The 19,161-nt window shown below is 59.5% G+C and carries 18 protein-coding genes; 6 read left to right on the top strand and 12 right to left on the bottom strand.

Annotation, left to right across the window (positions count from 1 at the left end):
• Nucleotides 1–189: 189 nt before the first annotated feature.
• On the top strand, nt 190–1,107 hold the full coding sequence (yegS, locus tag A8O26_RS24135; protein ID WP_064120223.1) for a lipid kinase YegS: 918 nt from the start codon (nt 190–192) through the stop codon (nt 1,105–1,107).
• Here yegS and A8O26_RS24130 read toward each other — a convergent pair.
• The 3 genes from A8O26_RS24130 to A8O26_RS24120 form a co-directional block, all read right to left on the bottom strand.
• Nucleotides 1,091–1,750: a response regulator gene (locus A8O26_RS24130; RefSeq protein ID WP_064120222.1), complete on the bottom strand. Its 660-nt coding sequence runs from the start codon at nt 1,748–1,750 to the stop codon at nt 1,091–1,093. The two genes, yegS and A8O26_RS24130, sit on opposite strands and share 17 nt — an antisense overlap.
• Nucleotides 1,747–2,640 (bottom strand): sensor histidine kinase, encoded by an 894-nt coding sequence (locus A8O26_RS24125; RefSeq protein ID WP_064120221.1) that lies wholly within the window; start codon nt 2,638–2,640, stop codon nt 1,747–1,749. The genes A8O26_RS24130 and A8O26_RS24125 overlap by 4 nt, the downstream gene beginning before the upstream one ends.
• A 489-nt stretch (nt 2,641–3,129) precedes the next feature.
• A complete protein-coding gene (locus A8O26_RS24120; RefSeq protein ID WP_064120220.1) occupies nt 3,130–3,600 on the bottom strand; it encodes a hypothetical protein in 471 nt (156 codons plus the stop codon).
• A gap of 453 nt (nt 3,601–4,053) precedes the next feature.
• Between A8O26_RS24120 and A8O26_RS24115 the strand changes: the two genes are divergently transcribed.
• Nucleotides 4,054–4,989, top strand: coding sequence for a chemotaxis protein CheV (locus A8O26_RS24115; RefSeq protein WP_034155209.1), 936 nt, complete (start codon nt 4,054–4,056; stop codon nt 4,987–4,989).
• Nucleotides 4,990–5,178: 189 nt separating this feature from the next.
• Complete coding sequence (locus A8O26_RS24110; RefSeq protein WP_064120219.1) at nt 5,179–5,985, top strand: MOSC domain-containing protein; 807 nt, start codon at nt 5,179–5,181, stop codon at nt 5,983–5,985.
• A gap of 87 nt (nt 5,986–6,072) precedes the next feature.
• Here A8O26_RS24110 and A8O26_RS24105 read toward each other — a convergent pair whose 3' ends face one another.
• From A8O26_RS24105 to A8O26_RS24070, 8 genes are all read right to left on the bottom strand, one after another.
• Complete coding sequence (locus tag A8O26_RS24105) at nt 6,073–6,357, bottom strand: pyrimidine/purine nucleoside phosphorylase (protein WP_007940055.1); 285 nt, start codon at nt 6,355–6,357, stop codon at nt 6,073–6,075.
• Nucleotides 6,358–6,462: 105 nt separating this feature from the next.
• Nucleotides 6,463–7,005 (bottom strand): exonuclease domain-containing protein, encoded by a 543-nt coding sequence (locus tag A8O26_RS24100; protein ID WP_064120218.1) that lies wholly within the window; start codon nt 7,003–7,005, stop codon nt 6,463–6,465.
• Between the two features lie 70 nt (nt 7,006–7,075).
• Nucleotides 7,076–9,037, bottom strand: a complete 1,962-nt coding sequence (locus A8O26_RS24095; RefSeq protein ID WP_064120217.1) for an acetyl/propionyl/methylcrotonyl-CoA carboxylase subunit alpha — start codon at nt 9,035–9,037, stop codon at nt 7,076–7,078.
• A gap of 118 nt (nt 9,038–9,155) precedes the next feature.
• Nucleotides 9,156–9,953 (bottom strand): enoyl-CoA hydratase/isomerase family protein, encoded by a 798-nt coding sequence (locus A8O26_RS24090; RefSeq protein ID WP_064120216.1) that lies wholly within the window; start codon nt 9,951–9,953, stop codon nt 9,156–9,158.
• Complete coding sequence (gene atuD, locus A8O26_RS24085) at nt 9,950–11,107, bottom strand: citronellyl-CoA dehydrogenase (protein ID WP_064120215.1); 1,158 nt, start codon at nt 11,105–11,107, stop codon at nt 9,950–9,952. The genes A8O26_RS24090 and atuD overlap by 4 nt, the downstream gene beginning before the upstream one ends.
• A gap of 30 nt (nt 11,108–11,137) precedes the next feature.
• Nucleotides 11,138–12,754 (bottom strand): geranyl-CoA carboxylase subunit beta, encoded by a 1,617-nt coding sequence (gene atuC / locus A8O26_RS24080; RefSeq protein ID WP_064120214.1) that lies wholly within the window; start codon nt 12,752–12,754, stop codon nt 11,138–11,140.
• A gap of 3 nt (nt 12,755–12,757) precedes the next feature.
• Nucleotides 12,758–13,627, bottom strand: coding sequence for an SDR family oxidoreductase (locus A8O26_RS24075; protein ID WP_064120213.1), 870 nt, complete (start codon nt 13,625–13,627; stop codon nt 12,758–12,760).
• A gap of 12 nt (nt 13,628–13,639) precedes the next feature.
• Nucleotides 13,640–15,424: an acyclic terpene utilization AtuA family protein gene (locus A8O26_RS24070; protein ID WP_064120212.1), complete on the bottom strand. Its 1,785-nt coding sequence runs from the start codon at nt 15,422–15,424 to the stop codon at nt 13,640–13,642.
• A 185-nt stretch (nt 15,425–15,609) separates the two neighbouring features.
• On the opposite strand from A8O26_RS24070, the gene A8O26_RS24065 reads away from it, so the two are divergent.
• From A8O26_RS24065 to A8O26_RS24055, 3 genes are all read left to right on the top strand, one after another.
• Nucleotides 15,610–16,233: a TetR/AcrR family transcriptional regulator gene (locus tag A8O26_RS24065; RefSeq protein WP_064120211.1), complete on the top strand. Its 624-nt coding sequence runs from the start codon at nt 15,610–15,612 to the stop codon at nt 16,231–16,233.
• Between the two features lie 92 nt (nt 16,234–16,325).
• The gene (locus A8O26_RS24060) at nt 16,326–17,123 is read left to right on the top strand and encodes a substrate-binding periplasmic protein (protein WP_064120210.1); all 798 of its coding nucleotides are present in this window, start codon (nt 16,326–16,328) and stop codon (nt 17,121–17,123) included.
• A gap of 86 nt (nt 17,124–17,209) precedes the next feature.
• The gene (locus tag A8O26_RS24055; protein WP_064120209.1) at nt 17,210–18,223 is read left to right on the top strand and encodes a GNAT family N-acetyltransferase; all 1,014 of its coding nucleotides are present in this window, start codon (nt 17,210–17,212) and stop codon (nt 18,221–18,223) included.
• Nucleotides 18,224–18,360: 137 nt separating this feature from the next.
• Here A8O26_RS24055 and A8O26_RS24050 read toward each other — a convergent pair whose 3' ends face one another.
• Nucleotides 18,361–18,915, bottom strand: coding sequence for an RNA polymerase factor sigma-70 (locus A8O26_RS24050; RefSeq protein WP_064120208.1), 555 nt, complete (start codon nt 18,913–18,915; stop codon nt 18,361–18,363).
• Between the last annotated feature and the right edge of the window lie 246 nt (nt 18,916–19,161).

Here is a 19,161-nt window from a genome sequence, read left to right as displayed (position 1 = left end):
TGTCGCCAGCACACGGTGAGGCAATGGCTCAGGCGGGTCAATTGAGCCGATTCCTCAAATTCTGTATGAAAAAATACCGCTGTGTAGGACGCTGCCATCCGTTGCGCGAATTAATTGAAATCATTGCGACTTTTTTGCCTGTCGCAGCGGTCAAGATGTTTCAACGAATTCAATTCAGGGAGTGACGTTATGAGTGAACGCCGGGCGCTGTTGATCCTGCATGGCAAGCAAGCGCTGAACGAGGCGGTTCGCAGCGCGGTCGAGAATAAGCGCCAACAAGGCTGGGAACTGGCGGTGCGCCTGACCTGGGAGGCGGGCGATGCCCAGCGTTGGGTCGAGCAGGCGTTGGCTGACGGTTACCGGAAAATCATTGCCGGAGGTGGAGACGGCACATTACGTGACATTGCCGAAGCCCTGGCGGCGCGTCCGGGTGAGGCCAGTCTGGTTCTGTTGCCGTTGGGCACGGCCAACGATTTTTCCCGTGCCGCCGGAATTCCGCTGGAACCGGCCGAGGCGCTTGAACTGCTGGATGTGCCGCCGCGGGAGATCGATCTGGGTGTAGTTGGCGGGCAGATTTTCCTCAACATGGCCACCGGTGGTTTCGGCAGTCAGGTCACCGCCAATACCTCAGAGGACTTGAAAAAGGTTCTGGGCGGCGCGGCCTATCTGTTTACCGGTCTGTCGCGCTTCAGCGAGCTGCATGCCGCTTACGGTGAGCTGCAGGGGCCGGACTTTCATTGGAGCGGCGAGTTGCTGGCACTGGGTATCGGCAACGGCCGTCAGGCTGGGGGCGGGCATGTTTTGTGCCCACAGGCGCTGGTCGACGATGGGTTGCTGGATATCAGTATCTTGCCGGCGCCACAGGAACTGGTTGGCACATTGAAGACGCTGCTCAGCGATGGTTTCGGTATCGACAACATGTTTGTCCGGACCCGTTTGCCATGGGTCGAGATCAAGCTCGCCGAAGGGCTGTGCATCAATCTCGATGGCGAACCGCTGGAAGGTGACAGCCTGCGGTTCGAGGCGCGGCCAGCAGCGTTGCGGGTGCATTTGCCGGAGCATTCACCCTTGTTGGGCAGCCATGGCGGGGTCAGTCGTCCAGACTGATGATCTGTTCGCGCACGGCAAACAGCACCAGGCCCGCCACATCGTAGATCTGCAGGCGCTTCATGATCTGCGAGCGGTGCGTTTCGACGGTCTTGATGCTTAAACCCAGACCATTGGCGATTTCCCGGGTGGATTTGCCACGGACAATCAGGCGCAATATTTCCAGTTGGCGGGCGGTCAGATTGTGCGAATCGGTGGTTTCCGGTTGCAACTTCTGATTACGCGTCAGCGCCTGATTGATCACGGTGTGGGCAATGGCCGGGCTCAAATAACGCTCGTTGTTGCGCAAAGCTTCCAGCGCGTGTTCGAGCTCGGTGGCCGTGGTGTCCTTGAGCAGGTAGCCGTGAGCTCCGGATTCCAGCGCCTGCATGATCAGCGCCGGATCGGTGTGCATCGACAGGATCAGCACCTTGCTCTGCGGGCGTACGCGCTTGAGCCTTTGCAGGGCTTCGAGGCCGCCGGTTTCTTTCATCGAGATATCCAGCAACACGATATCGGGACTCAGTTGCTCGACCATTTCGAGCAACTGCGAGCCGTCATTGGCTTCGCCAATCACCGCATAGCCGGGAATATCCAGCACCAGAGCGCGCACGCCGGCCCTGATCAGCGAGTGGTCATCCACCAGAAGTAAGTTACAAGTCAACGCATAACCTTATTCGTACTGGCCCGCTCGAGAGCTCGGGGCGCCCAGGGGAAAAGTGCTTCGATTCGAGTGCCTTTGCCCGGCTCGCTGCTGACGCTCAGGGTGCCACCCAATTGCTCGATCCGTTCGGCCATCCCGGCCATGCCTCGCTGTCCTTCTCGCCCCGGATCAACTGCCGGTGCGAATCCCAGGCCGTCATCGCTGATCAGTAACGTCAGGCCTTGCGGCAACCGTTGTACCCGAATCAGCAGATTTTTCGCCTGGGCGTGACGCAGAATATTGGTAACGGCTTCCTGGGTGATCCGGAAGGCAGCAACGGCCATTTCTTCCGGAATCCCGTTCAGGCGTTGCTGACAATCAAGGCTCCAGTGCACGTTGGAGTTGGTCATTGTCTTGAGCAAATGCGCACGCAGGCTGGCCTCGAGGCCCAGGCTGGTCAATTGGCGCGGATTGAGAATGGCCGATACGTCACGCACTTTGTTCAGAGTTTCTTCGAGGGTGTCGCAAAGTACCGTGCATTGTTCCTGCAATTCTTCCGGCATCCGCCGTTTGAGCCATTCGCTCTGCAGCTTGGCAGCGGTGAGCAACTGGCCGATATCGTCGTGCAGTTCGCGACTGAGCCGGTGACGTTCGTTTTCCTGAACTTCCAGCAAACGGTCAGCGAGTTCCTGCGGCTGGAATTTGATTGATTTGCGTGACAGTCGATATTGCACCCACACGCAGGCGGTTGCGGCGAGGTTTAGCAGCAACAGGCCCAGGCACAAAGGTGCGGAGAAGCCATAGGTCAGCAGGCTGCCGAGGGCTGCCGCGATACACAGTATGAGTGTGAACCGGCGTGCATTTTCGCGCGAGGGTGGCCATGTGATGAGTGACTTGAGGCTGGCGTACATAACGGATGGAGCCAATGGATGTTCGCTGCGGGTAGATCGACCGGTGGCGGGCGGATCTCTGTCTGGAAATACTGTCGATTATGTTATGGCTTTCAAGGTGGGGCAGTAATGGACAGTTGACGGCCAACTTGGAATTGCGTCGATCACTGGAGTCACTGTGCCATTAATTGAAAGCAACTAATCGGCGGCATAATACCACTTAAGATACCGTTGGTCGCGTTTGCTATATATGTCCATTGGGTCAGGAAATACACCACATTGGACGCAAGTTCCATAATGGAAAAGTCGTTTTATTGTCTTCCATGAATAGCGCGCAGACCTGAAGTTGAGTTCTTTACTCACACACAGGTAAACCCTGAGGCCGGCCGCCATTATTCGCATGGGGCAAGTGAAATTATTTAGTTCGGTGTGTCGCTGGCAGGTATGAACTATTCAATTACGACATTCATGAATGCCGTGATATTGATCCGTCGATGCTGGCTCTTGCCGTCAGGCCTGCCGTTCCGAGTAGCTGAGGGGCGGCAAACGTTTGCTTGCCATTGACGGCTTGAACGGGCTCTGGCTGACCTGGAAGGCGAAAGCTTCGATCAGGGCGGTCTGTTCGCTTTCATCGAGGCTGAGCTGACCGGTCCGCGGGTCGACCAGTTCCAGTTGCCAGGCGATCAAGGTAAAGCAGTCTTTCAACGCTTGCAGCGCCTGTTCGTGCAGGTTGACATGAGCCTGCGCGCCATTGAGCAGGTCGTGGATGTGCAGGGAAAACTCGGAAACCGCCTCCAGTGCCAGAGCCTGAGCCCTGTTCGCCAGTTTCAACAGCGTGCTGAGCATGCAGTCGATGGCGTCCCTGTCATTGCTGATCAATTGCAGATGACTGAGGCATTCTTCGGACTTCGCCAGGAGCGTTTCAGCCTCGACAAGAAATTCGGGGAACCGCTGGGTCCACTCTTTACGGTCGATCGGCATGTTTATCTCCACCACGTCATGTCTGATGAGGGAATGCCGTGTGTGCCGACGGTCATGAACCGACGCGAGATCGCGCCCCGCTGCGCAGGTGCACAGATCCGGGGTTTCGAGAGGATGTGTTTCCACTGACCTGCGATCGCACACAATAGCCTGACTCCGTTCATGCAATGAGAATGGCGTCACATTAATGGCTATTGGATATTGCGAACATCAGGTTAGGCCTGATTGTTACTAGGGGATTCCCTTAGGCGCGGGAACCTAACGTGCGAACTGAGGTCGCGCCGTAAAGAATGTAGCAGATGAAAATCACCGGTCCAGTAAACCATGATGTTAATGTGACATCAATGCCCGGATATGGCATTTTGATGGCGAATTTTGCAGGAATCAAGATTCGCCATTCGCAGCCGATAACCCCTCTTAGTGAATTCATCAGAACAAGCCCAGGAGTCATTGATGGCCGGCATTCTCGACACGGTAGACCAACGCACGCAACTAGTGGGTGAGAATCGCCTGGAAATTCTCATGTTTCGACTGGCCGGGCGGCAATTGTTCGCGATCAACGTCTTCAAGGTGCAGGAAGTGCTGCAACTGCCGAAGCTGACCCTGATGCCGCAGCGCCACCCGTTCGTCTGCGGCGTGGTCAATCTGCGTGGCCAGACGTTGCCGGTGATCGACTTGTCGCAGGCGATCGGTATGCGCCCACTGGTGCCGGGCCCGAACAGCACCATCATCGTCACTGAGTACAACCGTTCGGTACAGGCTTTCCTGGTCGGTGGCGTGGACCGCATCGTCAACATGAACTGGGAAGCGATCCTGCCGCCACCGACCAGCGCCGGCCGCCAGCACTACCTGACCGCCATCAGCAAGGTCGACGATCAATTGGTGGAAATCATCGACGTCGAGAAAGTCCTCGCGGAGATCGTCCCGTACAACGCCAAAGTGTCGCGCGACAAGCTTGATGATCCTGTGCTGGAACGCGCCCGTGGTCGCGAAGTGTTGCTGGTCGACGACTCCAACGTGGCCCTTTCGCAACTGCGTGACACCCTCGGCCAGCTCGGCGTGAAGATGCACATTGCCAGCGACGGTCTGAAGGCGCTGAACATGCTCAAAGCCTGGGCGGATACCGGGGTGAACATGACCGACAAGTTGTTGATGATCTTTACCGACGCAGAAATGCCGGAAATGGACGGTTACCGCCTGACCACAGAAATCCGTAACGACCCGCGTTTGCGTGGTCTGTACGTGGTGCTGCACACCTCACTATCCGGCAGTTTCAACGACTCGATGGTGAAGAAGGTCGGCTGCGACAACTTCCTCTCCAAATTCCAGCCGGACAAACTGGTCGACGTGGTGCGTCAGCGCTTGATGCTCGACGAAGTCCCGGCCTGATCCTAACGCTTCAGCCACCTGTGGGAGCGAGCTTGCTCGAGAAGGCGGATTCCATGTCGACACATGTGTTGAATGAATTTCCGCTTTCGCGAGCAAGCTCGCTCCCACAAGGTTTGCAGCGCACAAACTCCTTTGATTCGCGGATAAAGCTCGTATAGGGTGGCGTTTTTATCCTCCAGGGAGCTGGCCATGCTGCGTCTGAGCGCGCTTTATCGTTACCCGTTGAAATCCGGCAAAGTCGATGTGCTGCAAAGCGTTGACCTCGACAAGCTGGGGCTCGACGGCGACCGACGCTGGATGCTCGTGGACGAGGCCAGCGGCCGGTTTCTGACGCAACGCGCCGAAGCGAAGATGAGTCAGCTGTCGGCATTGTGGAATGCGCAGGGCGGTCTGACCCTCAGTGCGCCAGAGCAATCCGCCATCGAAATCGCCTTGCCGGGCAACGACGCCGAACTGCGTGGCGTGACCATCTGGCGCGACACCTTGCGTGTGCCGGATGCTGGCGACGAGGCGGCGCGTTGGGTCAGCGAGTTCATCGGCAAACCGACCCGTCTGGTGCAAGTGCCACTCGATCGTGCTCGCACCACGCAAGCGGGTTTTGGCAAGGATGATGATCAGGTCGCGTTCGCCGACGGATTTCCACTGTTGTTGATCGGCGAGGCATCGCTGCAGGACCTTTCGCAGAGAGTCGGGCGGCCGTTGGAAATGCTGCGTTTCCGCCCGAATCTGGTGATCGAGGGCAGTGAGGCCTATGCCGAGGATGGCTGGAAACGCATCCGCATCGGCGACATCGAGTTCCGCGTGGTCAAGTCGTGTTCGCGCTGCATCCTCACCACGATCGACCCGCAAACCGGTCAACGCAGCGCCGATCGGGAACCGCTGGCAACCTTGCAGAAGTACCGCGCCGAAGCCGATGGCGCGATGTTCGGGCAGAACCTGGTCAACGACAGTAACGGTCGGCTTGAAGTCGGGATGCCGGTGGAGATTCTCGAGTAAGCCGCTCTGCAACAAAAAATGCCCGTGTCCTTGGACACGGGCATTTTTATGGGTGCTGTACAGCTTCTTTCGGGGCGAACCGTGTATTTAGCCGCGGTATTCGCACAGATAAGCGGTGTCGACGGCGACTTTCAGCTGAAACTTGCTGTTGGCCGGGACATTGAACTGGCTGCCGGCGGCGAAGGTTTCCCAGTCGCTGCTGTCTGGCAGTTTGACGGTCAGTGCGCCGGAAACCACGTGCATGATTTCACGCTGGCTGGTGCCGAATTCGTATTCGCCCGGGGCCATGACGCCGATGGTCGCCGGACCTTCAGCGGTGCCAAAGGCGATCGACTTGACGGTGCCGTCGAAGTACTCGTTGACTTTAAACATGGGCGATTCCTCGAAAAGGGCTAAAAATTGGAGGCGGCCAGTATGCACAAGGCGTTTGGCGCCGTCACCTGCCCGACGCCTGTCCAGTGAGTTCTCGAATTGACCTTAGAGTGGCAATACCAACGGCAACAGCCGCGCGGTATTGCGCGCATCTTCCAGCGCCCGGTGTTGCTGGCCACTGAACTGCATGCCGGCCAGTTGCAGTGCGCCGTTGAGCCCCAGCGGCCGCTCCAGTCGCCGGGCCTTGGCGAAGCGCTGTTTGAGGTTCATGTGCGGCACCCGGCTCAAGCCACTGTCAATGTGCAGACGCTGCCATTCCTGAAGCAATTGCTTGCGATCGTAATCGCCCCAACTGGCCCAGCCTTCGAGACGCGGCTGATGCTGCGCGAGCCAGCGTTCGAACGCCGGCCAGACCTCGTTCAAGGGCTGCGCCACATCGATATTGGCTTGAGTGATGTGCGTGAGTTCGCGGCAAAATGGCGTGAGCAACGGCCGTCGCGTCGGTTTGACGAAGCGCTGAAAGTGATCCTGTTCGCGCCCGGCACGATCGACCAGCGAGGCGCCGATCTCGATAATTTCCATTTCGGTGACCGGCCAGCCACCCTCATCGGTGGTGGCTTCCAGATCTATGACCAGCCAGTGTGGCATCGCAGGGTTCCTGATTTCCGCGTCCTGATTATTCAGAGCGTAGTCAAAGCCTGCGTTTGCGCCCGGCTGACTACTCGACCTGCAACAGAACCTGACGATTTTTTACCTGATCGCCGACCTTGACCTGCACCCGCTTGAGCACGCCGTCGATGCCGGCCTTGAGCGGGTGCTCCATTTTCATTGCCTCCAGTACCACCAGCAACTGACCTTTGCTGACCGGGCTGCCTTCGCTGACCAGTACGTCGACAATGGCGCCGTCCATCGGTGCTTTCAAGGTGCCGGAACTGACGCTGCTGAGACTCTCGATCACGGCGTGAGTTCGATCCTCCAGGCGCAGGCTGCCGGGGTGGGTGAACAGCCAGAGTTGCTCGGCCTCCAGGTGATAGGCGTGACGTTGGCGCAAGCCGTCGATTTCCAGTGTCAGCGAATGGGCGTCGTGATCGATGAGTTTCAATTTCAGCGTGCGCTCGGCTATTTGCACGTTGAACACCCCTTGCGGCTCAGCGAGCAGTTGCACTGCCCAATTTTGTTCGTCGCGGCCAAGGCGATAATGCAGCGGGACACTGGCGTTGTTGCGCCAGCCGCTCAGCGGCGCGCGATGGTGGGCAGCGCAGGTTTGATAGAACAGCACGGCGGCGATGGCCAGTTCCTCGGCATCGGGGGTGTAGCGTTGCAGGCAGGAGTGATCGCTGAAGTGCCGGGTGATAAACGCCGTGCTGAAGTCGCCACTGACGAACTGCGGATGTTGCAACAGGCTGACCAGCAAGCGCTGATTGCTCTGCACGCCCAGCAACACCGTGTCCTGCACCGCGCGCAACAGTTTGCGCCGGGCTTCCTCACGGGTGGCGCCATGGGCGATCAACTTGCCCAGCATCGGGTCGTAGAACGGGCTGATCGACTGGCCTTCGCGCAAGCCGTGATCGATGCGGGCGCCGTGTTGCTGTGCCGGTTCCCACGCCGTGATGCGACCGGTTTGCGGCAGAAAATCCTGCGCCGGATCCTCAGCGTAAAGACGAACTTCCATGGCATGACCATCGAGCTGAACTTGCTCCTGAGTCAGCGGCAACGGTTGCCCTTCGGCAACCCGCAATTGCCAGGCGACCAGATCCAGACCGGTGATCAGTTCGGTCACCGGGTGCTCGACTTGCAGACGGGTATTCATCTCGAGAAAGTAAAACTGCCCGCGCGCGTCGAGCAAAAACTCCACGGTGCCGGCGCCGACATAGTTCACCGCGCGCCCGGCCTTGAGCGCCGCTTCGCCCATGGCCTGGCGTAGTTCGGCGGTCATCACCGGGCAGGGCGCTTCCTCGATGACTTTCTGGTGACGGCGCTGCACCGAGCAATCGCGCTCGCCGAGATAGATCAGGTTGCCGTGTTGATCGCCGAACAACTGCACTTCGACATGGCGCGGTTCGATCAAGGCCTGTTCGAGAATCAGTTCGTCACTGCCAAAACCGTTGAGTGCTTCAGAACGGGCGGTGCGCAGTTGCGCAGTCAGATCCGCGGCGTTATGCACCAGGCGCATGCCGCGGCCACCACCGCCGGCGCTGGCCTTGATCATCAACGGGTAGCCGATGCGTTCGGCCTCACGCGACAGGGTGGCGTCGTCCTGTTCGGCACCCTGATAACCGGCAATGCACGGCACCCCGGCTTCGAGCATGGCGATTTTCGACCGGCGCTTGCTGCCCATCAGTTCGATGGCTTCGACGCTGGGGCCGATGAAGGTCAAACCGGCCTGTTGGCAGGCGCGGGCGAACTCGGCGTTTTCCGAGAGAAAACCGTAGCCGGGATGGATCGCATCGGCGCCGCTGCGGCGGGCGGCATCGAGGATTGCCGGGATGTTCAGGTAGGACTGTTGCACGGGGGACGGGCCGATGTGTACGGCTTGATCGGCCATTTGAACGTGCAGGGCATCGGCGTCGGCGTCGCTGTAAACGGCAACGGTGCGGTAACCCAAGGCCTGGGCGGTGCGCTGGATGCGGCAGGCGATTTCACCGCGGTTGGCGATCAGGATTTTCTGCAGGGTGGGCATGGGCTGTTTCCTCGGAAGTTGCGTTGCATGTGCTGGCCTCTTCGCGAGCAAGCTCGCTCCCACAGGGATTTGTGAGCGATGCAGATCCAATGTGGGAGCGAGCTTGCTCGCGAAGCTTCTAAGAGGCCCATCCAGGTTTTCGTTTTTGCATGAATGCCATGGTGCCCTCGATCCCTTCTTCTCCCGTGATCGCTTCGCTGAACCACTGCGCCGCTTGATCAAGCAACTCACCCGTAGGCTGCCCCGCACTCGCCAGCAACAATTGCTTGGTCATCGCATTCGCTTCCGGTGCACAACACAGCACATGTTGCAGCACCTCATCCAGACGCTCGGCGAGTGCCTGCGCATCCTCTTCGACAAAATGCACCAGCCCCAGACGGCGTGCCTGATGGCCGTCAAAACGCGCAGCGGTCAGCGCCAGGCGCCGCGCCTCGGTCAGACCAATGCGCTGCACCACAAACGGCGCGATTTGTGCCGGCAGCAAACCGAGGCTGGTTTCCGGCAAGCCGAATTGCGCCTGATGGTCGGCAATTGCGATATCGCTGACACACGCCAAGCCGAAACCACCGCCGAGCACCGCGCCCTGCAGCACGGTGATCAGCACTTGCGGCGCATGCTGTGCTTGTTCCAGCAGAGCGCCGAATGCGCGATTCAAATCACGGTACGCCTCGACGCCCTGAGCGCGCGCATTGGCCATGTCCTTGATGTCGCCACCGGCACAGAAATGCCCACCGCTGCCGCTGAGCACCAAGGCCCGAACACGGCGGTCATCGCGTACGGCCGCCAGTACAGCGCGCAATTCGCTGACCATTTGCAGGCTCATCGCATTGCGGCTGTCTGGCCGATTGAGAGTGATGTGCAGCACGCCGCCATGCAGTTCCAGCAATAGCGTCTGGCATTCCGGCAGGCTGCTCATTTCTTTTTCCCCGGCAGAATGCCCATCAGTTTGCAGATGATCCCCAGCATGATTTCGTCGGCGCCGCCGCCTATCGACACCAGCCGCACATCGCGATAGGCGCGGGCCACCGGGTTGTCCCACATGAAACCCATGCCGCCCCAATATTGCAGGCAACTGTCGCTGACTTCGCGGCCGAGGCGCCCGGCCTTGAGCTTGGCCATCGACGCCAGCCGCGTGACGTCCTGACCTTTCACATATTGCTCGGTAGCCTGATAAACCAGCGCGCGCAGGCATTCGATTTCGGTCTGCAATTCGGCGAGGCGGAAGTGGATCACCTGATTGTCGATCAGCGCATTGCCGAAGGTCTTGCGCTCCTTGCAGTACTCGATGGTGCTGTCGACGCAGTATTCGAGACCTTTGATCATGTTCGCCGCGCCGAACAGACGTTCTTCCTGAAACTGCAGCATCTGCATCATGAATCCGGCGCCTTCGTGGCCGATGCGGTTGCGCTGCGGTACACGCACGTTGTCGAAAAACACCTGGGCGGTTTCCGAGCTGCGCATGCCGAGCTTGTCCAGATGCGAACTGAGGCTGATCCCCGGCGTGTTCATCGGCACCATGATCAGCGATTTGTTGATGTGCGGTTTGTCGTCGGAAGTGTTGGCCAGCAAGCAGATGAAATCGGCACTTGGTGAATTGGTGATCCACATCTTGCTGCCATTGATCACGTAGTCGTCACCATCCTTGCGCGCGGTGGTTTTCAACCCGGCGACGTCGGAGCCGGCACCGACTTCAGAGACGCCGATACAGCCGACCTGCTCACCGCTGATCGCCGGGCGCAGGAATTCTTCGCGTAGTTCGTCGGAGCCGAAGCGGGCGAGGGCAGGCGTGCACATGTCGGTCTGCACGCCGATGGACATCGGAATGCCGCCGCAGTGAATGGTGCCGAACTCTTCGGCGGCGACAATCGAATAGCTGTAATCCAGACCCATGCCGCCGAACTTTTCCGGTTTGGAAATACCAAGCAAACCGAGGTCGCCGGCCTTGCGGAAAATCTCGTGGATGGGAAAGCGCCCAGCCTTTTCCCATTCGTCGACGTGCGGATTGATCTCATGTTCGACGAACTGACGGACAGTGCGGCGCAGCGCTTCGTGTTCCGGGGTGAAGATCATTGTTATTGTTCTCCGTAAGGTCCGTGGCGGTCAGAACCGGCTGACGCCGAAGCTGTTGGGTTGCAGCGTGCGAATGTCGGCTTCGTGGCAAATGTCCAGCAAGTAGCCGAGCAGGGTGCGGGTGTCGCGTGGATCGATCAGCCCGTCATCCCACAGGTTGGCACTGCCGTAGAGCGCGGTGGACTGGCTGTCGAGTTTCTGCGCGGTGACCTGTTCGAGCATGTCGAGCATCTTCGGGTCCGGCGTCAAACCGTCCTTGAGCTGCTTGGCTTCGGTGACGATGCGCAGCACCTTGCCGGCCTGCGCGCCGCCCATCACTGCGGTGCGGCTATTGGGCCAGGCAAAAATGAAGCGCGGGTCGAGTCCACGCCCGCACATCGCATAGTTGCCGGCACCGTAGGAGCCGCCGACGACAATCGTCAGTTTAGGCACCCGCGCGTTGGCCACCGCTTGAATCAGTTTCGAACCGTGTTTGATCACGCCTTGCTGTTCCGATTCGGTGCCGACCATGAAGCCGGTGGTGTTGTGAAAAAACAGCAGCGGCGTCTGGCTCTGATCGCACAACTGAATGAACTGCGCGGCTTTGCTCGCACCGTTCGGCGTGATCGGACCGTTGTTGCCGATGAAGCCGCAGGCGCGGCCCTGAATCTTCAATTGGCCACAGAGGGTTTGTTGATCGAACTCGCCCTTGAATTCGAGAAAGCACGATTCGTCGGCAATCCGCGCGATGATTTCGCGCACGTCGTAAGGCTTTTTCGGATCGTCGGGGATCAACCCGAGCAGTTCTTCGATCGGGTAGAGCGGTTCTTTGTATTGCGGTTCCGGCAGCCATGGCAGTTGCTCGTTCCACGGCAGCATGCGGAGGATTTCACGCACTTGGCGTACGCCATCGGCATCGTTTTCCGCCAGGTATTCAGCCGTCCCGGCGACCTGCGCGTGCATCTCGGCGCCACCGAGTTCTTCATCGGTGGCGACTTCGCCGGTCGCCGCTTTGAGCAACGGCGGGCCGGCGAGAAACAGCTTGGCCTTGCCGCGCACCACCACCACGTAATCCGACAGCCCCGGTTGATACGCGCCGCCCGCCGTGGCCGAGCCGTGCACCACGGTGATCTGCGGCAAGCCCATTGCCGACATGCGCGCCTGATTGGCAAAACTGCGCGCACCTTCGACGAAAATCTCCGCCGCGTAATTGAGGTTGGCGCCGCCGCTCTCCGCGAGGGTAATCACCGGAAGTTTGTTTTCCTGGGCGATCTGTTGCAGGCGCAGGGATTTTTTCAGGCCGCTTGGCGAGATGGTGCCGCCCTTGATCGCACTGTTGTTGGCCACCACCAGCGCGCGAATGCCGGACACATAACCGATACCGGCAATCAGCCCGCCACCGGCCGCGCTGCCGTCCTTGTCGTCGTGCAATTTGTAACCGGCAAGGCTGGCCAGTTCGAGAAACGGCGCGCCGGGATCAAGTAACAGATTGAGGCGTTCGCGGGGCAACAGTTGCCCGCGTTTGTCGAATTTGGCTTTGGCTTCGGCAGCCTTGTTCAGCAGGTTCTGTTCGAGTTGCTGCACCTGCTCGATGGCCGCAAGCATCGCCGCACGGTTGCGGGCAAACGCTTCGCTGTGCGGGTCAAGTTGGGAGTGGATCTGCGGCATGGCTTACTCCTTGTCCTTGAGGACATCTGGAAGGTAGGCCCGGTGAAAACCATTGAACGACTCGCTGTGCGTCGCTTTGTGCAACGGCCACGCACGACTGCCGAGGCTGGCCGCGCCATCGATTTTCAATGTGCTACCGCTGATAAATGCTGCCGCCGGGCTGAGCAGAAACACAATCGCTGCGCTGACTTCCGATTCGGTACCGATGCGCTTGAGTGGCACATGCTCGCGCAGGGTCGGAATCACCGCTTTGAACGCGCCTTCGTAAGTGTCCATGCCGCTGGAAGCAATCCAGCCCGGCGCCACCGCGTTGACCCGCACCCCGGCATAACCCCACTCGAACGCGGCGGTTTTGGTGAAGTTGTCCATGCCCGCTCGCGCCGCGCCCGAGTGGCCCATGCCGGGCATGCCGCCCCACATGTCGGCGAGCATGTTGACGATGTTGCCGCCGTGTTTGCTCATTGACTGATTGAACACTTCGCGCGCCATCAGGAAACCGCCCACAAGGTTGGTGCGCAGCACGGTTTCGAAGCCTTTCTGATTGATCGAGGCCAGGGGCGACGGGTACTGGCCGCCGGCATTGTTGACCAGACCGTGGATCGGCCCGTGCTCAGCGATCAGCGCCTTGACCAGTTGCTTCACCGCTTCTTCATCGCGGATATCGCAGGCCTGCCAGTGCGCGCGGCCACCGTCCTCGGCAATTTCGGCGGCGACCTTTTCGAGTTTCTCCGGCTTGCGCCCGACCAGCAGCACCTTGGCGCCGAGTGCTGCCAGTTCATGCGCGGTGCAACGGCCAATGCCGCTGCCACCGCCGGTGACGATGAGGGTCTGGCCGCTGAACAGATCGGCGTTGAAAATCGACGCGTAAGCCATGCAAACCATCCTCTAGTCGAGCTGTTCGGCGATGCTTTGCGGCACCGGGATCTGGATTTCCAGCAATTGTTGCGCGAAGGCCTTGCCTTGCGGGTCGATGCGCAGACTGGCGACACCGCCGCCGCCGAGGGCGTTTTCCAGGAGAAAATTCAGGCTGTCGGTGCCGGGCAGATACCAGCGTTCGACCCGGCCGTGGATCGGGTCGAGCACGTGACTCATCCAGTCGACGATCACGGCCGGGGTCAGTGCTTCGGCGATCCATGGCAGGTATTCGGGCTTGCGCGGCAGCACGCCGATGTTGCTGTGGTTGCCCTTGTCACCGGAGCGCGCCACGGCCAGTTTCACCAAGGCAACACTGGCATCGGCGCGCCCCTGAGGCTTGGGTGGTTGCTGGGCAATCGGCAAATCTTTGCTGTCCAGCGCTGCCAATGAAGGCAGGGCGCAAGGATGGCGTGCACCGGCCAGATCAACCTGCAAGGTGCAGGCGCTTTTATCGATCAGGAACGAGAACAGGCGGATCAGCGGGTACACGGTTGGCCGGCCACCGACGATGCCGGTCAAGCCCGGCGCCATGCCGGTCGCGGCCTGAGCGATTTCCCGGGAGAACAGCACCAGCGCCTGTTTGCTCGAATGACGCACGGCGATCTTGATCACCACTTCACGGCTGTCGCGACGCTGCCCGTGCGGGCCGTAGGTGGCTTCACTGCCGAGCAGTTCGATGTGGGTTTCGCTGTAGGGCGCCCAGCCGCGCTGGCTGAACATCTGCGCCGTCTTGTCGATGATCGCCTGACTGACACGCCGCGCCTTGTCCACCGCATCGATGCCGGCGATCAGACAACTGGCGGTGCAGCGAAAGCCATCCGGGTAAGTCGCGCTGACTTTGTATTTGTCAGTCGGCGGCAGGCCTTTGGCGCCGTGGACATGCACAACGTTTTTACCTTGTTGTTGAAGTTTGACCTCGGTGAAATCACAGATCACGTCGGGCAATAGATACGCTTGCGGATCACCAATTTCGTAAAGCATCTGCTCGCCGACGGTCAGTGGCGTGACCAGACCGCCGGAGCCCTCGGGCTTGCTGACGATGAACTGGCCGTCGGCGCTGACTTCAACGATGGGGAAACCGATGTGTTCGTAATCCGGCACGTCACGCCAATCGGTGAAGTTGCCGCCGGTGCATTGTGCGCCGCATTCGATGATGTGCCCGGCCAGTGCGGCCTGGGCGAGTTTGTCGTAGTCGTGCCACGACCAGCCGAATTCGTGCACCAGCGCGGCGCTGACCACGGCGCTGTCGACCACGCGCCCGGTGATGACAATGTCGGCGCCCAGGCGCAAGGCTTCGACGATGCCGGGGGCGCCGAGATAGGCGTTGGTCGACACGCACATCGGCGGCAGTGGGGCGCCGCTGAACATTTCGGTGATGCCGCTGAGTCGTTTGAATTGTGGTTGCAGGTCATCGCCGAGCAGCACGGCGATTTTCAGCTCGACGCCGGCCTTGTCGCAGGCCGCTTGCAACGCGCTGGCGCAAGCGTGCGGATTGATCCCGCCGGCATTGCTGATCACGCGGATTTTTTGTTCGGACAACTGTGGCAGCAGCGGTGTCAGCACGTCGATGAAATCGCTGGCGAATCCGCCCTGCGGGTCCTTCATGCGGGCGCCGGCCATGATCGACATCGTGATCTCGGCGAGGTAATCGAACACCAGATAATCCAGTTGGCCGCCTTCCACTAACTGCGCGGCGGCGGTCGAGGTGTCACCCCAGAATGCGCTGGCGCATCCGATGCGGACGGTGGTTGGCATTTTTTATCTCCGGCTCGGCAACCTGCGACAGAAGTGTCTGGAGGCTACCAAGCAAGCGCTTGGTTTGTAAACAGCTGAAACTATCTTCTGCCCAAGCGCTTGCTTGGTCGTCGTTGGCGGCTTAAATTGCGCGCAACCCTGCGGTTTCAGGGGGCAACAGACTGATCGACTGTAGGAGAGAACGGGTGGACGAGCAAAAAGCCCTGAGGGTCATGCGCGAATTGGTCGATCAAGGCCAGTTGACCGACCCGGACAGCGCCCGCGGCAAACTGCTGCAAGTGGCGGCTCACTTGTTCCGTAACAAAGGCTATGAACGCACCACGGTGCGCGATCTGGCCGGTGCGGTCGGCATCCAGTCGGGGAGCATTTTTCATCACTTCAAAAGCAAGGATGAAATTCTCCGTGCGGTGATGGAAGAAACCATTCGCTACAACACGGCGTTGATGCGTGCGGCACTTGCCGACGCCAATAATGTGCGTGAGCGCGTGTTGGCGCTGATCCGCTGTGAATTGCAATCGATCATGGGCGGCAGCGGGGAGGCGATGGCGGTGCTGGTCTACGAGTGGCGCTCGTTGTCCGAAGACGGCCAGGCCAAGGTGCTTGCCTTGCGCGATGTCTACGAAGATCTTTGGCTGCAAGTGCTGGGCGAAGCGAAGGACGCCGGATTTATCCGCGGTGATGTATTTATTACTCGACGTTTCCTCACCGGGGCACTGTCCTGGACCACCACCTGGTTCCGTGCGGGCGGCAGTTTGAGCCTCGATCAGTTGGCGGACGAGGCGTTGATTCTGGTCCTCGAAGAGCGTTGAGCGACTTTCTATCCGGCCGGGAAACTGGCTAACTGGGCGAAACCGCCTAGCTTGAATGCATTGAACGGTATTTTTTCGGGGAGTGGGGTGTTTTGAAGTCTTTGCCAATCCGGACGGCCGCGGGGCTTATGCTCGCAGCGCTGGCTGCATTTTGGGTATTGCCCGCTCAGGCAGCGCAATTGGTTCGGGTCGGCGCGGCGCATTTTCCGCCCTATACCATTCGCCCGGAAAACGGTGCCGACACCGGTCTGTTGCCGCAATTGGTCGAAGCCTTGAACCAACTGCAAAGCGATTATCAATTTGTCCTTGTGCCGACCTCGATTCCCCGGCGTTTCGGTGATTTCAAACAAGGCCGGATCGACATGGCGATCTTCGAAAACCCGGAGTGGGGCTGGAAGGATATCCCGCACACAGATGTCGACATGGGCCTCGAGGACGCGGAGATTTTCGTCGCGCAGCGTGAAGACGGTCGCCAGCAAAACTATTTCGCCGATCTCACCGGCAAGCGTCTGGCGTTGTTCAGCGGTTATCACTATGAATTTGCCAACTTCAATGCCGACCCGAAATTCCTCGCGCAGAACTTCAGCGCGACCCTGACCTATTCCCACGACAGCAACCTGCTGATGGTCCTGCGCGGGCGCGCTGATATTGCACTGGTGACCCGTTCTTACCTGTTCGACTACCTGCTGCGCAACGAGAAGGTGCGTGACGAGTTGCTGGTGTCGCAGCGCATCGATCAGGTTTATCACCACTACGCCATTCTGCGTCCGACTGCACCGATCAGCGGCGAAGCGTTCGGCAAGTTGCTGCAGGGTTTGCGTGACAATGGCCAGATGCTGAAGATTTTCGATCCGTACAAGATTGCCGTGGTGCCGGTGCCTCACCACTGAGCCACTGATTTGCAGCCGAAGCTAAATTTCCCCTCCCGGATCACGTCACTTCGTTGAACTGTCGACGATTATCGTGAGCCCGCCCCATGTCCAATCTGAATGACCTGACTGCCCTGGCATTGCCTTCAGGCAGTCAACTGATCGCTGATGCAACTGAAAGCCGCCTGAGCCTGAGCCTGGACGGCCAACCGCTGATCCGCCTGCGCCTTGATCGAGAAGCCAGGGGGCCGATTCAGATCGATGAGCGTTTTGCCCTGCCGCCGGGGCAAGCGCTGTGGGCGGCCTGTTATTGGCTGTTCGCCCGCGATCCTGAGTGTCAGCAACTGACCTGGCAACTGGATCAGCCGCCGACCGAAGCCTTGCTCAGTGGTTTGTTGGTGAACACCGAAGTGGCCGGCGAATATCGCTGTGAACGCACGCTGTTCTGGCAACTGCCACAACCGTGGCTGGGCACTTCGCTGACCGGCAGCTACCCGCAGCAAATGGTCATCAGCCAAGGCAAGCGCCATCCGCTGCGTCCGGTGAAACCACGCGGTGAGGTCTATCGACGTTTTGATGCGCGCCTTGGCGCGTGGATTTCCCTGCGCACGTTGGAGATCGAAGAGGACCTGGCGCGCTTCAATCGCTGGCAGAACAACCCGCGCGTGGCCAGTTTCTGGCAGGAGGAGGGCAGCCTCGAGCAACACCGCGAGTACCTGAGCAAGCTCGATGCCGATCCGCACACGCTGACGTTGATTGGCTGTTTCGATGATCAGCCGTTTGCCTATTTTGAGGCCTATTGGGCCAAGGAAGATCGCATCGCGCCGTTCTACGATGCCGACAATTACGACCGCGGGATTCACATGCTGGTCGGCGAAGAGGATCACCGCGGGCCGCACAAAGTGGCGAGTTGGTTATCGGCGCTGGTGCATTACTTGTTTCTCGATGATCCGCGCACTCAGCGTGTGGTCGCCGAGCCGCGTGCCGACAACGCGAAGATGATCGGCCATATGCACAATCAGTGCTTCCACTGCGAGAAGGAGTTCGACTTCCCGCACAAGCGCGCGGCGCTGATGATTCTGGGGCGTGAGCGGTTTTTTGATCGGTGCAAGCTGGCGTGAGGTGATCGGGCTTGGGATCCGTTGCGGTCTCAAGTCCGCCTTCGCGAGCAAGCTCGCACACATTGGATTTGTGCCGTTCACAAAACCCCTGTGGGAGCTAGCCTGCCAGCGATTGAAGGCGCTGCAAATTCTGCTGCTTAGCGACGACCCACAGCCACCGCATCCCGACGGCTGCCCGAGACCTTGCGGCAGTGCACCAGCGCATCACGAATCATGAAGTTGACCAGGGTCGGCGAGACGCCCAGTTCCTTGGCGATGTCCTTTTGCGGCACGCCGTGCAGACGGTACATCTCGAACGCATAGCGGGTGCGGCTGGGCAGCTCGGTCAGCGCATCGGCGATGTTTTCCAGGGTCGAGAAATTGATGTGCGAGGTTTCCGGCGAAGCACCCTGAATGACCACGTTCAGCCCTTCCTCTTCAGGGCCGGAGTACTTCTGTTCCAGCGCCTGTTTGCGGTAGTGATCGATGGCGAGGTTACGCACGATCTGGAACAGATAACTCAATTGGGCCTTGATCGACGACGTGATCGGTGGCGCCGATTGCAGTCGGAAAAACGCATCCTGCACCACATCCTCGGCGCGCGACCGGCAGCCGGTAATGCGGGCTGCAATCTTGACCAGAATCAGTCGATTGTCGACGAATGCCTGAAGTAGCGGTGAATCGCACCTGCTTGTGGATACTTGTTCCGTCATGGAAATCACCTTGCTGCAAATAGGTTAGTGGGACGCCTGGGGGACGGGGCCGTCCTACACATCGAGCGACAAATTATGTTGAATGATAATGATTGTCAATTGAGAAAGAGAACTAATGATCCAAATCGGTGCGATGTGAGCACTGCGACACGCCGCCACACCCCGGCCCCATTGGCGATCCAGCCTGCCGACTAATTATTTCAAGACGTCATCCGTTCTCATTGGTGAATGGTTCCGGGTAAACGC

Origin of the sequence: Pseudomonas fluorescens, assembly GCF_001648775.1 — a bacterium.
Lineage (GTDB): Bacteria > Pseudomonadota > Gammaproteobacteria > Pseudomonadales > Pseudomonadaceae > Aquipseudomonas > Aquipseudomonas fluorescens_M.
Note: the sequence above shows the minus strand (reverse complement) of the source record. Positions and strands in the feature narration are given on the sequence as shown.

Bases quoted from the DNA above. Each gene is read 5' to 3' on its own strand.
- A8O26_RS24055 (WP_064120209.1), top strand. From the start codon at position 17,210: ATGTCCAATCTGAATGACCTGACTGCCCTGGCATTGCCTTCAGGCAGT.
- A8O26_RS24105 (WP_007940055.1), bottom strand. From the start codon at position 6,357: ATGTTTAAAGTCAACGAGTACTTCGACGGCACCGTCAAGTCGATCGCC.
- A8O26_RS24070 (WP_064120212.1), bottom strand. From the start codon at position 15,424: ATGCCAACCACCGTCCGCATCGGATGCGCCAGCGCATTCTGGGGTGAC.
- A8O26_RS24050 (WP_064120208.1), bottom strand. From the start codon at position 18,915: ATGACGGAACAAGTATCCACAAGCAGGTGCGATTCACCGCTACTTCAG.
- A8O26_RS24090 (WP_064120216.1), bottom strand. From the start codon at position 9,953: ATGAGCAGCCTGCCGGAATGCCAGACGCTATTGCTGGAACTGCATGGC.
- atuD (WP_064120215.1), bottom strand. From the start codon at position 11,107: ATGATCTTCACCCCGGAACACGAAGCGCTGCGCCGCACTGTCCGTCAG.
- A8O26_RS24115 (WP_034155209.1), top strand. From the start codon at position 4,054: ATGGCCGGCATTCTCGACACGGTAGACCAACGCACGCAACTAGTGGGT.
- A8O26_RS24100 (WP_064120218.1), bottom strand. From the start codon at position 7,005: ATGCCACACTGGCTGGTCATAGATCTGGAAGCCACCACCGATGAGGGT.
- atuC (WP_064120214.1), bottom strand. From the start codon at position 12,754: ATGCCGCAGATCCACTCCCAACTTGACCCGCACAGCGAAGCGTTTGCC.
- yegS (WP_064120223.1), top strand. From the start codon at position 190: ATGAGTGAACGCCGGGCGCTGTTGATCCTGCATGGCAAGCAAGCGCTG.
- A8O26_RS24095 (WP_064120217.1), bottom strand. From the start codon at position 9,037: ATGCCCACCCTGCAGAAAATCCTGATCGCCAACCGCGGTGAAATCGCC.
- A8O26_RS24110 (WP_064120219.1), top strand. From the start codon at position 5,179: ATGCTGCGTCTGAGCGCGCTTTATCGTTACCCGTTGAAATCCGGCAAA.
- A8O26_RS24120 (WP_064120220.1), bottom strand. From the start codon at position 3,600: ATGCCGATCGACCGTAAAGAGTGGACCCAGCGGTTCCCCGAATTTCTT.
- A8O26_RS24125 (WP_064120221.1), bottom strand. From the start codon at position 2,640: ATGTACGCCAGCCTCAAGTCACTCATCACATGGCCACCCTCGCGCGAA.
- A8O26_RS24075 (WP_064120213.1), bottom strand. From the start codon at position 13,627: ATGGCTTACGCGTCGATTTTCAACGCCGATCTGTTCAGCGGCCAGACC.